This window comes from Microbulbifer maximicatervae (SeqCode), from assembly GCF_052467955.1.
Window position 1 is genome coordinate 1,341,021 of sequence record NZ_CP174329.1, and the last position, 16,176, is coordinate 1,357,196.

The window sequence follows — 16,176 nt, forward strand, 5'->3', positions numbered from 1 at the left end:
CGCCCGTCGAGTAGTTGGGGAGCCTCAGTCGATCAAACTTTTTCCAGGCGGTTTTCCGGGCAGCTCTGTAAGAGTGCTGGAAGGGCTCCCAATCCGGGCAGTTCCATCGCGGGAGCCAGTTCAGAAAGGGGTAGCAGTACGAAGTTGCGCTCGGCCATGCACGGGTGTGGGACCTGTAGGCGGGGCTCATCGATTTGAGATTCCCCAAACAACAGGATATCCAGGTCCAGGGTGCGGGCGCCCCAGCGGATGGAGCGCTCGCGCCCGTGGGACAGCTCGATAGATTGGAGCTGGTCCAGTAGTGCTAGCGGGGACAGTGCTGTTTTCAATGCTGCGACGGCATTGATGTAATCGGGTTGATCGCCGGGGCCGACCGGGGCGCTTCGGTAAAAGCTCGAACACCCCAATAATTCTGTACTGGGGATTCGTTCCATGGCCGATAGGGCGCTGCGCAGTTGTTTGCCGGGCTCTGCCAGGTTACTGCCCAGGCCGATGTATACCGTTTCCATTACTGTTCTGCTCTCGGCTTGCGACGGCGGCCGCGAGAGTTGCGGTTGCGGCGCCCACCGCTGCCTGTGCGCTGTAGCTTGCGCACCATTTGCTGGCGCTGCTCATCGTCAGCCTGTTGGAAGTCGGTCCACCATTTGCCCAGGCCCGCTTCAATCTCGCCACTTTCTTCCCGCAGCAACAGAAAGTCGTAGGCGGCGCGGAAACGGGGGTGTTCCAGCAAGCGCTGGGCCCGGCTGCCACCGCGCTGGGGCAGGCGCTGTTGCAGGTCCCAGATTTCCCGCATGGGGATTGAGAAGCGCTTGGGAATAGCGGTGTGGGCCAGCTGTGAACTGGTAACTTTTTGTGCCGCTTGGGCCAGCGCCGGCGCTGGCGGGGTACCCTTGGCAATCAGCTTTTGTTGCTCGGTGCTCACCGCAGGCCAGAGTAGGGCGGCGTAGAGGAACGCTGGGGTAACACGCATATCGGCGCGGATACGTTGGTCCGTGTTCCGCAGGGCTTGTTGGGATAGTTTCAGGGCCGCGTTGTTGGCCTCAATTTGTGCGGCGTTATCCGGGAACAGGTGTTGCCAGAGCTGGTACTGGCGCAGCAGTTCAAAGGTGCGCTCTCCGTGGCCACTCATCAGCAGCTTGAGAATCTCATCGAACAGGCGAGCCGGGGCAATATTGCGTAACAGTGGCGCCAGCTCGTGCAGGGGAGCTTCCGTCTTGCCTTCAATAGTGAAATCTAACTTGGCGGCGAAGCGCACTGCGCGCAGCATGCGCACCGGGTCTTCCTTGTAGCGGACCTCCGGGGAGCCGATCATTCTAATCAGGCGCTTTTCAATATCCTCGACACCGCCGGTGTAGTCGTGGATTTCGAACCCTTTGGTGGTGTAGTAAAGCGCGTTGACCGTGAAATCCCGACGCATGGCATCACTTTCCAGGTCGCCATAGACATTGTCACGCAGCAGCATACCGTGTTCGGACTGCTTGGCCTCGTGGGTCTCGCCATCGCTGTGGTGACCGCGGAAGGTAGTCACTTCGATAACTTCACGGCCTATACGGGCGTGCAGGATGCGAAAGCGACGACCGACAATGCGTGCGCCGCGAAAAAGCACCTTGGCCTGCTCTGGAGTGGCGTCGGTGGCCACATCAAAATCCTTGGGGTGACCGCCGAGCATCAGGTCGCGTACACCTCCACCTACGATATACGCCTGGTATCCGGCATCCTGAAGGCGCTTCATAACTGTTAAGGCCGCGCGGCTAATTTCTCGGCGCGAGATGCTGTGGTCGTTGCGGGCGATAACCCTGGGGCCTTTACTGGCTGGCTTGCGCCAGCGTTTGATACTACTAATCAGGTTGTTGAGCATACGGCTGTCTATGTTGACTGCTGCCATTTAGGGATGGCCGGGAAAGCCCCGCTGTGCTTGGCCACGCATTGGTTGGCGGCCTGTATAAGTGGTGGTCCCTCTGGGGAGATTCACGATGGCACTGCTGGAGCCTCTATACCTGGGCTACCCCAGGAGCGAGTCCGGAAAGGAGCCTCAGTGGCTGTTTATCCTCAGAGATCGGGACTCGCGGGCGCGATTCTAACACACGCAAAGGAATGCGCCCGCAATATGCGGGTGCCTGTAAGTTCGGGGGAAAAGAAATATGGGAATTATTATTACCAGTATGAAGGCAGCGGCTTCCTTGCGCTCTCAATTTGCTTTCAAGCAAACACCCTCTCCCAGGTACAGTTCAGTCAGTTTGCAACGCGCTTGTTGTTATTCTTATTCTTCTTGAGTTTTATTGTTATTGTTTATTGTTGTTCTTGCGGTTTTGGCCACTCATTGCTTTTATTGTCGGCCGCCCCATTATTTTTATTATGTTTCGCCCCACTTATTGTTAGTTGTTATAGGGCTTTTAACAGTCATTTATTTTTATTGTTGGCTGTTTTCAATTTTTGTACTAAGAGTAAAGCACTTAGTATGCCAACTTTTAAAAACCTTTATAAATCAATAAGTTACGATCTTTACGAAATTTGACGGAACTTTTCTGAGAGCTATTGCGTTACGGAAGGTGCGAGAGTTGTTACTTCTGGGTGGGTGTGGGTAACACTCTGGTTGGTAACCCCTGTGGGGGTGGGGTAACAAAGTGGTCGAAGGAGTTTGACAGGTGAGGACGGATTGGGAGCAGGGGGCGAAGCCCCCTGGGGATAGCGTTAGTTTTAAGCTTCTGCGGCGGCGCTACGACGGCTCTTCTTGCGGGGGATGCCCAGCTTTTGGCGTCGTTCCCACAGGCATTTGCGGCTGACGCCGAGCTTCTTGGCCAGGTCTGTCTCACTCATGGTGTCCTGGTGCTCAATAACGAAGCGGGCGAAGTAGTCTTCCAGGGACAGGTCCTCACGGGGGTCGGTGTGCAGGCTGCGGGGGCGCGGGATGCCGTCGGCCTCTTCGATCGGCACCAGGTCTAGATCGATATCCAGGGTTTTGTGGTCGATCTCGCGGCTGTTCTTATCCGTCAGGATTACAGCGCGCTGGATGGCGTTCTCCAATTCGCGCACGTTACCGGGCCAGGTGTAGGTGGTAACAGCCTGGATGGCCTCCGGTGACAGGCGCAATAAAGGGCGCTCGATCTTGGTGCAGAACTTTTCCAGCAGGTGCTCTGCCAGTGCTAGGACGTCTCTGCCTCGCTCGCGCAAGGGGGCAAGCGTCATTTGCACCACATTGATGCGGTAGTAGAGGTCTTCCCGGAATTTACGCTCCGCTGACAGCTGGCGCAGGTTGCGGTGGGTGGCTGTTACCAGGCGCACATCCACTTTGCGGGATTCGATCGAGCCGATTGGCCGCACTTCGCCCTCTTGCAGCACACGCAGCAGGCGGGCCTGTGCCTCCAGGGGCAGCTCACCGATCTCGTCAAGGAACAGGGTTCCTCCATCGGCTGCCGCTACCAGTCCCTCCCGGGAACTCTGGGCACCGGTAAATGCACCTTTCTCGTAGCCGAACAGCTCAGATTCAATCAGTGTGTCGGGAATCGCGGCACAGTTGACGGAGATCAGCGGTTTGTTGGCCCGGCGGCTCTCCTCGTGAATAGCCCGGGCGACCAGTTCCTTACCGGTGCCGGTTTCACCGTGCACCAGGACGGTGGCGTCTGTGGGGGCAACTTTATGGATGCGACCATAGAGCTCCCTCATAACTGGGCTGCTGCCAATCATGCCGGCGATAGTGCCGGTATTCTCTTTCTCGTTGACGGGCTGGGCGCGATTCTGCTCCGCTTTGCCTATGACCCGGCGGACGGTTGCGAGCATTTCGTCGTGATCAAAGGGCTTGGCGATATAGTCGGCGGCGCCCATACGCATGGAGTCCACCGCAGAGCGGAGGCTGGCGTAACTGGTCATGATCAGTACCGGAATATCACCGGCGTGCTTGAGCAGGTCGGTGCCCGGTGCGCCGGGCAGGCGCAAATCGGAAATAACCAGGTCAACTTCATTGAGGCGGTACTTGGTGAGCGCCTCCTTTACCGAACCCGCTTCACTGATTTTGTAGCGGTGCCGCTCTAATAGCTTGCGCAGCGCCGTTCGGATAATGGCTTCATCTTCGACGATGAGGATGTGGCTCATATGTTACGCCTGGTTACAAAATGCTCAGTAAGCGCCTAGTTTTACCCGGGCGCCGTTTCGATGCAACTCAAAAACTGTTAATCGGGTTATTTTTGCACAAATAATGATCGATATGGTTGTCCAGCCACCTCAGTCTCCCAGGGGGAGTTGCACAATAAATCGGGCGCCAGTCCCGGTTTCCGGGTTGGCGGGACTGACTAATTCCAGCTGGCCGCCGTGCTCCTCGACAATGCTGTAAACCATTGCCAGCCCCAGTCCCGTACCTTCGCCGGGCTCTTTCGTTGTGAAGAAGGGCTCCAGAATTCGTTCACGATGTTGAGCCGAAATTCCCGGTCCGCTGTCGGTGACAGAGACACAGGCGCTGCCGCTCTTGCGATAGCCCTCAATTAGAATCTGGCCGCCATCGGGGCTGGCATCGCGGGCATTGCTGAGCAGGTTGATAAACACCTGGATCAGGCGCTGGTTGTCTCCCGGGGCGATCAGGTCTTCGGGTACCCGATTCTCAAACTGGACCTCGGTCTTATCCCGTTGCAGGGACAGCAGATTGACCGCCTCCTGTACACAGGCATAGAGGTCCACTGGGGCCCGCTCACTGTCTTCCTGGCTGCCACTGTGAGAGAAGTTGACCAGGGAGTGGACGATACGACTAATGCGTTGGGTCTGGCTCAAGATCTGGTCGGCAGTATCCAGGACCTCTGGGTTGTCACAGTCGTACTGGAGGTTTTGTGCCAGGCAGGCGATTCCCGTTACCGGGTTACCCACTTCATGGGCTACGCCGGCGGCCAGGCGACCTACAGAGGCCAGGCGCTCGCTGTGGATAAGTTCCTGTTCCAAGACCTGTGTTTCGGTAATGTCCTCCAGTAACAACATTTGTGCATCGCCGCGCTCGTCGCGGGAGCGGTCGCTGCGGCTGCGTTTTTGCCGTGCCTTGTGCAGGTTGAGCCAGTGGCTATTGCCGTCGAGGCTCACCTGTTGCTTAAAGCGGCTGGCATCGGTGGATAGGGCGAACTCCCCCAGCAGGCTGCGCCAGGGTTCTGCCAAGTATTCCAGTTTCGAGCCGATTACCTCGCTGGCACTGATACCGGTGAGGTCCTGCATGGCGTAGTTCCACAACAGGACTTCTCCGTCGCGCCCCAGGGAGCAAGCGGCCATCGGCAGCTCTTCCAGCATTTGGCGGTGATACAGACGCAGGTTATTGAGTTCTGCGGCCAGGCCAGTGAGCTGGTGCTTATAACGGCCCAACCGGGTCTCGATCAGGTGAATGTCCTTGTTTGCCGGCTGATCGCTGTTCTGGAACGGGAAGTGTCGATCAATAATTTGCACCGCCAGAACACGCCCCAGCAGGCCGGAGAGATTGGACTCCAGCTTGTTGCGCAGTTGACGCAGGGCGTAGGGGCGGCGCTCGTTGTCCGGCAGATTGAGAGCGGCGAGAGCGCGTTTAACTTCTTTATTCGCAGTAGCGGCTCCGAGGCTTTCAGCCAAGCGCAGGCGAAAATCTGCGGCGGATTCCACATCCAGTCCCAAGCGCAGAGCCTGGGCGATGGTGTCGTCGCTACACAGGTCAGCGGCGTACTGCTCCAGGCTGCTGGTGCGGGTGAACAGAGACAGGCCGACAAATAACAGGACATTGACCCCTAGTGACAGGGTGGTGATCTGTGTCCAGATAGACATTCCCAGGGGAATTTGGAGGGAAGTGCCGGGCAGGGTGATGCCGGTAATCCCAAAAATTGACGGAATTAACAGGCCGCCCCCCCAAAGTAACATGCCTGCCAGCAGGCCACCGACAAATCCGCGTCGATTACCTCGCGGCCAGTGGATTACAGCAAAAATCCCCGGCAGGAACTGAAGTGATCCGATAAATGCCAGCAGGGCCAGATCCGACAGGGAGAGTCGGTTGTTGAGTAACAGGTAAAAGGCAAAGCCGGCAATAAATAGAGCGGCGATCAGAGCGCGGCGCAACCACACCAGCTGCCGGTACATATTGTCCTCAGAGTGCCAGCGGGTGCCGGGTAGCAGCCAGTGGTTCATCACCATGGTGGCGAGGGCCAGGGTGATCATAATCAGTGCGCCAGTGGCTGCCGACAGGCCGCCGATAAAGGCCAGGGTGGTGAGCAGGGCCGAGCCACTGGCGCGGGGAACCGCCAGGGAGAAGTACTGCACCGGGCCGGCCACATCCAGGGCAAAGCCCGCCCACATGATGGGGAAGATGGGCAGGGCCATCAGCAGCAGGAACAGGGGGAAGCCCCAGCTGGCGGTGCGCATTGCCTGTCCGGTGGGGCGCTCGGCAATACTCAGGTAAAAAATATGTGGCATAGCCACGGCAGTGGCGATAAACACCAGTAGCAGGGTATGGGATGAGCCCTGCTTGATGGGGGTGTAGAGCAGCTGGTGCATATCGGGGTTCTCCAGCAGCCACTCATCCAGGCCGGAAAACCCACCGAAGACGCCGTAAATGGCATAGCCGCCCACCGCGGTGAGCGCCACCAGTTTTACCAGGGACTCCAGGGCCATGGCGCTGGCCAGGCCCTCGCCACGCTCGCGGGTGGCGCCGTACATGCTGGTGAATACCGCCAGCAGCACGCAGTAGAAAAATGCGATTAGGTTTTTGCTCGATACACCGCTGTCCGGCAGTGCCAGGGCAGCCACACTATCCCGCGACAAAAGGGCCAGGGTCTCGGATACCGCCTGGATTTGCAGGGCGATCAGGGGGAGCAGCGCCAACAGCATAAACAGAGTGGCGAGAGTCCCCGCCTGGCGGCTGTGATAGCGGAACACCAGAAGATCTGCCGGGGAGTACAGCTGGTAGCGCTGTGCCAGGCGCGCCAGTGGCTCCAGGGCTACCGGCGCAAACAGGAACATGGCGCCGGTGCCAAGATAGTAGGCGAGCACCCCGTAACCATACTGCCAGGCCAGGTCGACGATACCGTAGAAAGTCCAGGCCGATAACGATACGCCCAGGGAGAGCACATAAACCAGCGGATGCCGCACCCAGCGGGAAGGCAGCCAGCCCTTGGAGGTGGCGAAGGCGACAAAAAACAGGGTGGCGATATAAGCCACTCCCACCAGGGCAATGTGGGCAATATCAAAGCTCATTCGATTTGCGCCTCCACTGGATAAAAATCGCCAGTAGGATCAGCACGAACCAGAGGATAAAAGGCCGGTACCAGGCGCCGACGGGATTGATCATCCAGGTAAAGATGGTGGGGGAGAATACATAACCCACCAGCACCAGCAGAATTAATAGTGTGCGGTTACTCATAGATCGCCTTGAAAACCCGCTAGAGAAATTTGTTGCCCGCGCACTGTACCGGTGAGAAGTCATCCCTGTGTAATCGTCAACGCGGGTTATCAGCCGGACCCTTAAGGGCGGCTGGCGCGGAAATGGTAAGTGCAGCTTGGAATCAGTGCAATTGGCGGTTGCGCATATCTATCTGGTGGCGGCGCCAGCGTGCGGTAGCCCACTTGAGAATATGCTCGGGGGATTCTGTTAGGGCAGTGTTTGGCAGTTTGAAGCCGAGGAACTGTAAAGCCTTACACAGGTTACCGGAAGCCATGTTGTCGTCGATAGCCGGCGCGTGATTTTGTTTGCTGAGTTTTTGCCTGTCATCAGGGCCCATCACCAACGGCAGATGGCCGAATTGGGGTGGAGTGGCGCCGAGGATTTTAAACAGGCGCTGTTGTGCACCGGTGGTATCCAATAGATCTGAGCCGCGCACCACCTGGTTGATCTGTTGATCGATATCGTCGACAACGACTGCCAGTTGGTAGGCATAGAGGCCGTCGCGGCGCTTGAGAATGGTGTCTTCGCGGATTAGCTGCCGTTGCTCTCCGTGCCAAATATCCACAAAGCCTTCCTCGCCGCCTGCGCATTGCAATCGCAGCGCTGAGGGTTCGCTCACATCGTATTTAAGGCGACAGAAGTCGTTCGCATGTCCACCATTTTTCTTAATCTGGCTGCGTGAGCAGTCGCAGGGGTAAATCAGTTGCCGTTGGCGCAGTGTGGACAGGGTTTCCTCGTAAAGTGCGTAGCGCTTGCTCTGCCATTCGACGGGGCCTTGCCAGTGCAGTCCGTGGGCTTCCAGGGATTTCAGAATGCGGGTTGCCGCGCCGGGCTCTTCCCGGGGAGGGTCGAGGTCTTCCATGCGCAGGAGCCAGTGTCCGCCATGGGCGAGGGCGTCAAGGTAGCTGCCGACGGCGCACACCAGTGAGCCGAAGTGGAGTGGTCCACTCGGGGAGGGTGCGAAGCGACCAATATAGGGAGTTGTGCTGTTCAAAATGAATAGGGGCGATACATTGATCGCCCCCTCCGAGCAGGGCGATCGCAAGCGAACGCCGTGCCGCTATCGGTTGTGGATCAGCCGGAGATCTGCCGTTCCTTGATTTCCGCGAGGGTTTTGCAGTCCACGCACAGAGTGGCGGTTGGACGGGCTTCCAGGCGGCGAATGCCGATATCAACACCACAGGCTTCGCAGAAACCGTAGTCATCCTGGTCGATAAGCTCCAGGGTGGCATCGATCTTCTTGATCAGCTTGCGCTCGCGATCGCGGGTGCGCAATTCCAGGCTAAATTCTTCTTCCTGGCTGGCGCGGTCTGCGGGATCGGGGAAGTTTGCGGCCTCGTCTTTCATGTGGGAAACGGTGCGGTCCACTTCCGCCATCAGCTCGGCCTTCCAGGCCAACAGCAAGTTGCGGAAATGCTCCTGCTGCTTCTCATTCATGTACTCTTCGCCCTGCGTCTCCTTGTAGGGCTCAAAGCCGTGCAGAGATTCGGTGCTCGCAGCAGTTTTGGGCATAGTCGTTGCCTCTCTTTCTATACGGGCCCCCCTTTATGGGGGCGATACCACCAAATTCAATCTAGCCTAGACCGGAATCTTTCTAAGTGATGCTTTTTTCACCTATCAAATTCGCTGTGGTGTCAGGCTAATCCTGTTCTCGGTACCGATACCCCTGGCGACCGAGAGCGAGGAAGCTATCAAATCTGCGCGATTCGCGCCACAAATAGTTGTCTGCTATTTTGTGGCGCCTGAAATTACAGCCAAGTGGTCCAGCCCGTGAAATTTACCCCTCCGTTGCAAAAGGCAACACTTTTGCGCCGATACAAGCGTTTTCTCGCCGATGTGGAATCTGCCAGTGGCGACGTGTTTACCATCCACTGCCCAAATACGGGGTCTATGAAGAGTTGTTGGGTGGAGGGGGGAGACTGCTGGTACTCCGATTCTGGCAATCCCAAGCGCAAGTACCGCCACACCCTGGAAATCTGTACGACCCCGGATGGAGCCCTGGCGGGGGTGAACACAGGCCGCGCCAATGCTCTGGTTGAAGAGGCCATTCTGTCCGGCGTAGTCAGCGAGTTACAGGGCTATGAATCCCTGCGCAGGGAAGTGCGCTACGGCGAGGAAAACAGCCGTATCGATCTGTTGTTGTCTGGCACCGATGGGGACTGCTACGTGGAAGTGAAAAATGTGACCCTGGCAGATGGGGCGCAGGGTTACTTTCCCGATGCAGTAAGTGCCCGGGGCGCCAAGCACCTACGCGAGCTGCAAAAGCTGGCTGAGAGCGGAGTGCGGGCGGTACTTTTTTACTGCGTCCAACACAGCGGTATTGAGACGGTGCAGGCGGCGCGGGAAATTGATCCCGCTTATGCTGAGGCCCTGGATTCCGCTGTTAATGCTGGTGTGCAAGTGCTCGCATACCGTGCGAAGCTTGGTGCTGAAGGTGTCGAGCTGGTGGAGGCCCTGCCTTTTCTCCCGTAAGGGAAAGGCAGGGAGCTGTCAGTCGGCCAGTAATGCGTAGAGACCGTCCTGTGCATATTCCACCGGTACTGGCGTAAGGGCATCACCAGTGCAGGGCCCGGCGATACACTCCCCAGATTCAATCAGAAATAGCGCGCCGTGGGAGGCGCACTGAATAAGTGCGCCATCGGGATCGAGGAACTGGTCTTCCTGCCAGTCCAGATTGATGCCCCGGTGAGGGCAGGTGTTTTTGTAGGCGTAGACCTCGCCATCTTTCATCACAGCAAACACATTGTCAGTGCCGGCGGCAGTGTCTCCGAGGGAGAACCCTTTGGATCGACCTTCGCTTAATTCGTCATAGCGACACAGGAAGTACTTCTGCATAAGTTTTCGGCTCCCGGCCTAATTCTTGTTCAGGGCGCAAGCGCCTGCTTATTCGGGTGCCGCGAGTCTAATGGACGTGTAGCGAATTGTCCCGTCACGCAGTATGCCGATAGTGATTTCGTCACCGGCACTATGCTTTTCAAGGGCATTGAGCAGATCGTCGTAGCTGCGAATCGGCTGCTGTTCTATTTCTACAATCACATCGCCCAATTCCCAGCCTCCACCCCGGGTGCGGTGGATACCGCGCAAGCCGGCTTTCTCTGCGGGAAGCCCGGGAGCGGTACGCAATACGGCGACCCCTTCAAAGCCGTAGCGGCTACTCCACTGGTCCGGGGCGGATTCGATACCAATAATCGGGCGTACCAGGCGGCCGTGATTGATCAGTTCCGGCACAATTTTTTTGACCGTATCCACTGGAATCGCAAAGCCAATACCGACACTGGCGCCACTGGGACTGTAAATTGCGGTGTTGACCCCGATTAAACGCGCTTGGGAATCAAGCAATGGGCCGCCGGAGTTACCTGGATTAATAGCCGCATCTGTTTGGATAACATTGCGAATGGTGCGGTTGTTGGCGGCTTCAATTTCCCGCCCCAGGGCGCTGACCACACCGGTGGTGAGAGTGGTATCCAGGCCGAACGGGTTGCCGATAGCCAGTACTTTGCGGCCTACCGCGAGATTGCTGGAGGTGCCCACAACCAGCGGTTTTAGCAACTCCCTGGGAGCGTTAATTTTCAGAACGGCCAGATCTTTTTCTGGCGCAGACCCCACCAGCTCGGCCGGCCACTCACTGCGATCCTGCAAAGTAATAGTGATTTGCCGCGCACCCTCAATGACGTGAAAATTGGTGACAATATGGCCCTGAGTGTCCCAGATAAATCCGCTGCCGGCGCCTTTGGGCACTGAGTGGAGGCGCAGGGTCCTGCGATCCCGCACCAGGGTTTCATTGGTGACATAGACCACTGACGGACTGGCAAAATTGAACACCTGCATGGTGTTGCGCTCGTCGTCGGTGGCAAAGGTTTCCGCCTGTGCAGATATTGCCGGGGTAAGTAGTAAAAAGACTGAGATGAAGCTGGCGCGTAGAGTTTTAAGTAGAGTCATTAATACAATCCTCCCTTTGAACTGCCGGATTGGAAGAGACATCTGTAATTGTCGCCTTCCTTTTTGTTTGTTGCTGTTTTGAAAGTGTATCTTATTTGCAATCGTTATGCGGTGTTGGCTGTTTATTGGGGGCTGCGGGCGAGATTTAAAGTGGAGGTAGTTTAGTCGTACAACATCAGCGGCCCGGCAACCACTGTTTGCTAGATCGCTCCGGTGTGAATAAGGCAATTAAAAAATACAAGATTGTGTACTGATGTTCTTTTCTTGTAATAGCGGTTATTTGATAGTCCTCGAGGCTTTGTCCTGTTTTTAGTGTGTTAAGCCTAAGTCGAGGTGATTCTCAACTGAGGCCATAGTCTTTATCGAGTTATTCACTTGTGTTGATGATCGCTTCACCGTTGAGGGCACATCGATTACACCAGGACTAGTTATCCTGAGAGCTAGCTTTGCTAATTGAGGAAGTCTCATTGATGCAGAATTGCATTGGTCGGGTTAGCTCTGATATCCAGAACCACTGGGTGAATACAAGCCCAATTTCTGTTTCTGAGAATATGATGTAAAGCCCCGAAATCGAAAGCTACTCCGGGACTTTGTGTAAGGAGTAGCCAGTTTGGAATTGCTGTATAGGAGACACTCTTGTCTAGTCTCGATATATTTAACTCCGTTTTTGATTATGGTGTGGTTGTCAGTCGAGGGTTTTGCGAGTCTTCCTGACGTTTTCCTGACTCGAGTGACGTCAACATCTTTTTTAAGAGCTGCATAGTTACTTCATCTCCGGGTCTTACTTCCAAAGCCTTTTCCAAGTATGCCCTTGCAATTTCTTGATTTAAAGGTTCAATTAGTTTGGCACTAAGTTTATATGCTGTAAAACTAATCCCTCGAGATACCTGTGCCCACTGCTCTATCACTGCCATTGCATTTTCAAGGTTACCCTGATCAATATGAATTGAAATCAGTTCCTTCCAGATTGAGTGGTTACGTAGCTTTGGCTCAATAAAGGGCTCCAGTATCTCTCTGGCCTTTTCAAACTGTCTTAATCCGCGCAACGCTTGCGCTTTAATAGCTGCGGTATTTGCATCTGTTTTAACGACGCTTAATGCTTTATCAGCCTCTTCGTAATTTCCGGTTTTATTCAGGTATCGAGCAAACTGTAGTGCAAAGTCGGGGAACTCTTTATACATTGAACGATACTTGGAAAAGAGAGCTTCTTTGGCGGACATTGGTGTTGATGGTGTACGAAGTTGTTCTAATACGCTCTCTCTTGATAAATCTCCTACAGGTTGGCAATACTTATCAATAAGCCTGGAAACCTGAATTCGTACCAATTCATCTCGCACGTGTACTTGATCATCCATCCAGGCGATACTACGATCTGTCAATAATATCGATTCATAGCTGGGATAATAGAAAACATTAGAATTTGAGTACACCAGTGCTTCAGCAGCAGCTCTCAATACGGACTTTGAATACGAATTTGAAATAGAGATATCTTGATTTCTGTATGTAAGCGACATCGGGACGGGTGAAATTGTGATCAGTATATTCTGCTGAACTTTCGCATTGGCTTTCAACAGCTGTATGGTTTTGTCGAGATGATCATAGACTTCATTATAATTTAATACATGAAGCTCAAATCTTCCGGGCCACAATTCTATAACTTTTTGCAGTGGTACTGTGTTTAGATATAAGTTGGTTTTTTTGTCGAACCAGACTTCCGACAACCCTAGGGTAATAATAATTGTCTCGGCTTTTTGGACCGATTTATAAAATCTAGTAATGGCCTCTCTTCTTGTCTTTACTGTCTCTAGTGAGGCGGGGCGTATAGAGGATAATACATTTAGGTCGCAATATTTTCCTTCGTTCACCTCAACAATGCACTCTTCTGGCATCCCGCTATTTTCATCCAGTGCCCATTTGAATTCATTGTAGATGGATGCAACTCCAAAGTTAGTGATTGAATCTAGTTTGGGGTCTTCAAATTCTGGCAATTCAAATATCTCACTCGATGGAATGTGAAAGCCAAGTTCAATCAGTTTGGTTTCGACATTTCGGGCGAAGCAGGAACCAACCGAAAAAACACATGATCCAGGTCGAAATTGAAAGCCAGCCATAAAGTCAGGTCTTGCGATAGGTTCATACCTGTTGTCCGCTGAACGATTAGGCCAGTGTCCGGCACGATTATTTTTCTTAATATTGACAGCCTCTTTATCAGATAAGATTTGTATAGGCATGATCGACTCCGAATTGATTTCAGCTTATGAGTTAAAGTTCGCTAATGTTTTTGGCGGGCTGCTAGAATAAGGCCAAAAAATTACCGTAAATATTGGGAGAGGGGTTCCTGAGGTCTTTGTTATTTAGTCCATACTAGACTGTTTTCAATAAGTAATCGCTATATCTATGAGAAAACCTCATGTTTGGCGTCCTTATCCACTTGGTGGGTAAGTTTATTTATAAATTGTTAATTCAGGATGGGTTTTTCCTGAAGTTATAAATTTAAAAGCAATGTCCCATCGGTATGGCTTGTAAAGTATGGATATGTAATGACGGGTTATTATTTTGTAATAGGCATTTGGGATCGTTTGGATTGTGTGAGGTGCAGCGTCCGAGTCGCTGAGAGGATCTGCTAATCCTCTGGTGCTATAAATAGATTGGGTGCTGTTTCTCTCTTGATGATTTATGTGAATTGACGTATTGCATTATTAATTTAATTGTTGAGGGCTCCGTTTTGATTTTCCCCAAGTGGCTACTTTCGTTTTATTGCTACAGGGCGCCTGTTGGCTCTTGGGTCTAAAGTGGTGGTTGATTAAAGAGTATCATTTCTATTTTTCTTACAAAAAAAATTATACTAATCAATGCATTTTCTCCCTGGGTTCTCTATTGGATTTGTGGGTTGAAAATTTTTCTATGAAGCCCCTGAATCAGGAGCTTTAGCGGCGTTGTAATGCTTTTTTAGAAGTCTAGGGTTGTTCGGTTGCCTCGCCACGGGACTGGTGATTAAAAAACAGTACCAGGTTCCGGACCGTTGTTACCTTGCCAAAATAGGGATTGCTTTGATAGTCCTCAAGGGTTCGCCCGGTTCTTTGTGCGATCTCTTCAAATAAGTCCAGATAGAGATCATCTTCATCCAGTTTTAGGGTGTTAAAGAAATCATCTGATGCTTGAATTGGGACCAGTTGTTTGGTGGGAAGTGTCGCTTGTAGTTGCTCATACACCGCTCTAATAATCCATGTATCTACAATTTTGCAATCAAACTCCCGGGCAAATTCACAAATGGATAAACCTTTGCGGTTGTCACGTAGATGTTGGAAATGCCTATCAATTTTGGGTTGTTCGAGATAGCCCCAAATTATGGCCAATAATGCTAAGCCAGCTAAAGATAAAAAGAACATTGGCTGGTAAATAAGGAGAGCTAACACTGCTGCGAGAAAAACAAACAACGTAGCTTTACTTGCCTTTTCAGTTTTGTATTTAGGCATAAATCTTGATGCTTTTCTCATGTTTTTATTATTGCTCCAGTTTTGGTAGTTGTAGCTTTTGTTGCAATTTGGCAAAGGTTTTTTCTGTGTAGGGGCCAAAAATAAACTTGGAAGAATCTGCGAATTTGTGGTCTTTAAGTCGATCTATGTAATAGTAAGCGCAGGCACCCTCAGGGCAAGCGTAGACTGAGACGAACATCTCGTTTGCACTGATATGATGTGGTTCATCGATACGGCGGATGTAGGCATCGTCCCCCAAATTAAAACCAAGGGCTTTTTCGCCATCTATCCAATAAATCTCGTAAGGGCCATCACTCCATGAAGGAGAACACCCAATTAAAAATATGGCGATGAGTAGTGGGATGTACTTCAGGACACTTCTTTGCATAAATGCTTTTACTTTGCATCTGTCCACATAGAAAGTAACTACGTTTTAGTGGCAGCTCTGTGAGAAATTGAAACTACAGCTCTGATCACTTATCTATCCAATTAGACACTAATTACGGAAGTTTTGCAGGGCGAGAATACGATCATCCAGTGGTGGGTGCGTGGCCATAAGTGCTCCCATGCTACCGAATATACCGAAGGCTTTCATATTGCCGGGTAGGGGTTCCTCGTGACCGCGATCGGACTCCACCTTGAGTCGTTGCAGTGCGGCAATCATGGATTGGGGGCTGGCCAGTGTGGCGCCGGCATGGTCGGCCCGATATTCACGGCGGCGACTGAACCAGGCGACAATCATCATGGCGAAGAAGCCGAATATGATATCCATAACAATGGATGTGACAAAATAGCCGATGCCCAATCCCTCTTCGTTGCGCAAGATAACCCGGTCTACGAAGAATCCAACCAAGCGGGCGAGGAACATCACAAAGGTATTTACCACGCCTTGGATCAGTGCCAGCGTCACCATATCGCCATTGGCCACGTGACCAATTTCATGGCCAATTACGGCGCGGGCTTCCTCTCGGCTAAAGCGCTGCAGCAGACCTGCACTGACAGAAACCAGGGCGCTGTTGCGATTCCAGCCGGTGGCGAAGGCATTTGCCTGGGGCATTGGAAATATCCCCACATCCGGCATACCGATGCCCGCTTTGCGAGAGAGTTCCCGTACGGTTTCTACCAGCCATTGTTCATCGGCGCTGCGGGGCTGCTCGATAATTTGTGTGCGGGTACTGACCCGTGCGATGGTTTTCGATAAGAGCAGGGAAATAAAAGATCCGCCAAAACCAAAAATCGCGCACATCAGCAACAAGGCGCCGAGGTTGAGATCGACACCGTTTGCCTGAAGAATTCCCCCAATTCCAAAAATATTGAAAATAATGCCAACCAATACAAGGACAGCAAGGTTGGTCAGCAGGAATAGCCCAATGCGCAACATCGGATCTCTCC

At 53.1% G+C, this 16,176-nt stretch carries 15 protein-coding genes; 2 read left to right on the forward strand and 13 right to left on the reverse strand.

Features of this window, described 5'->3' with window-relative positions; all coding sequences use genetic code 11:
- Window positions 1–32: 32 nt before the first annotated feature.
- Window positions 33–509 carry a 2-amino-4-hydroxy-6-hydroxymethyldihydropteridine diphosphokinase gene (gene folK, locus ACJJI5_RS05685; protein ID WP_445355759.1) on the reverse strand — a complete coding sequence of 159 codons (477 nt, stop codon included), beginning with the start codon at window positions 507–509 and terminating at the stop codon, window positions 33–35.
- Complete coding sequence (pcnB, locus tag ACJJI5_RS05690; protein WP_444925801.1) at window positions 509–1,885, reverse strand: polynucleotide adenylyltransferase PcnB; 1,377 nt, start codon at window positions 1,883–1,885, stop codon at window positions 509–511. The genes folK and pcnB overlap by 1 nt, the downstream gene beginning before the upstream one ends.
- Window positions 1,886–1,891: 6 nt before the next feature.
- Here pcnB and ACJJI5_RS05695 point away from each other — a divergent pair, with 6 nt between their 5' ends.
- The gene (locus tag ACJJI5_RS05695) at window positions 1,892–2,515 is read left to right on the forward strand and encodes a hypothetical protein (RefSeq protein WP_445355760.1); all 624 of its coding nucleotides are present in this window, start codon (window positions 1,892–1,894) and stop codon (window positions 2,513–2,515) included.
- Between the two features lie 182 nt (window positions 2,516–2,697).
- Here ACJJI5_RS05695 and ACJJI5_RS05700 read toward each other — a convergent pair whose 3' ends face one another.
- From ACJJI5_RS05700 to dksA, 5 genes are all read right to left on the reverse strand, one after another.
- Window positions 2,698–4,089, reverse strand: a complete 1,392-nt coding sequence (locus ACJJI5_RS05700; protein ID WP_444907386.1) for a sigma-54-dependent transcriptional regulator — start codon at window positions 4,087–4,089, stop codon at window positions 2,698–2,700.
- Between the two features lie 129 nt (window positions 4,090–4,218).
- Complete coding sequence (locus ACJJI5_RS05705; RefSeq protein WP_444934067.1) at window positions 4,219–7,182, reverse strand: ATP-binding protein; 2,964 nt, start codon at window positions 7,180–7,182, stop codon at window positions 4,219–4,221.
- Window positions 7,172–7,348, reverse strand: coding sequence for a hypothetical protein (locus ACJJI5_RS05710; protein ID WP_169337099.1), 177 nt, complete (start codon window positions 7,346–7,348; stop codon window positions 7,172–7,174). The genes ACJJI5_RS05705 and ACJJI5_RS05710 overlap by 11 nt, the downstream gene beginning before the upstream one ends.
- 142 nt (window positions 7,349–7,490) lie before the next feature.
- Entirely contained in the window at window positions 7,491–8,414 is a 924-nt protein-coding gene (gene gluQRS, locus ACJJI5_RS05715) for a tRNA glutamyl-Q(34) synthetase GluQRS (protein ID WP_445355761.1), read from the reverse strand.
- 29 nt (window positions 8,415–8,443) lie between these two features.
- Window positions 8,444–8,881 (reverse strand): RNA polymerase-binding protein DksA, encoded by a 438-nt coding sequence (gene dksA / locus ACJJI5_RS05720; RefSeq protein WP_108734345.1) that lies wholly within the window; start codon window positions 8,879–8,881, stop codon window positions 8,444–8,446.
- A 258-nt stretch (window positions 8,882–9,139) separates the two neighbouring features.
- Here dksA and sfsA point away from each other — a divergent pair, with 258 nt between their 5' ends.
- Window positions 9,140–9,841, forward strand: a complete 702-nt coding sequence (gene sfsA / locus ACJJI5_RS05725; protein WP_444918097.1) for a DNA/RNA nuclease SfsA — start codon at window positions 9,140–9,142, stop codon at window positions 9,839–9,841.
- Window positions 9,842–9,859: 18 nt separating this feature from the next.
- On the opposite strand, the gene ACJJI5_RS05730 is transcribed toward sfsA, so the two are convergent.
- The 6 genes from ACJJI5_RS05730 to htpX all read right to left on the reverse strand — a co-directional run bounded on the left by ACJJI5_RS05730 (window position 9,860) and on the right by htpX (window position 16,165).
- Window positions 9,860–10,204, reverse strand: coding sequence for a Rieske (2Fe-2S) protein (locus ACJJI5_RS05730; protein ID WP_444896214.1), 345 nt, complete (start codon window positions 10,202–10,204; stop codon window positions 9,860–9,862).
- 48 nt (window positions 10,205–10,252) lie between these two features.
- On the reverse strand, window positions 10,253–11,308 hold the full coding sequence (locus tag ACJJI5_RS05735) for a S1C family serine protease (RefSeq protein WP_445355762.1): 1,056 nt from the start codon (window positions 11,306–11,308) through the stop codon (window positions 10,253–10,255).
- Window positions 11,309–11,979: 671 nt separating this feature from the next.
- Window positions 11,980–13,539, reverse strand: a complete 1,560-nt coding sequence (locus ACJJI5_RS05740) for a GSCFA domain-containing protein (RefSeq protein WP_445355763.1) — start codon at window positions 13,537–13,539, stop codon at window positions 11,980–11,982.
- A gap of 726 nt (window positions 13,540–14,265) precedes the next feature.
- On the reverse strand, window positions 14,266–14,805 hold the full coding sequence (locus ACJJI5_RS05745; protein ID WP_445355764.1) for a hypothetical protein: 540 nt from the start codon (window positions 14,803–14,805) through the stop codon (window positions 14,266–14,268).
- Window positions 14,806–14,812: 7 nt separating this feature from the next.
- Entirely contained in the window at window positions 14,813–15,172 is a 360-nt protein-coding gene (locus ACJJI5_RS05750; RefSeq protein ID WP_444925795.1) for a hypothetical protein, read from the reverse strand.
- A gap of 108 nt (window positions 15,173–15,280) precedes the next feature.
- A complete protein-coding gene (gene htpX, locus ACJJI5_RS05755) occupies window positions 15,281–16,165 on the reverse strand; it encodes a protease HtpX (protein ID WP_282931439.1) in 885 nt (294 codons plus the stop codon).
- Window positions 16,166–16,176 lie beyond the last annotated feature (11 nt).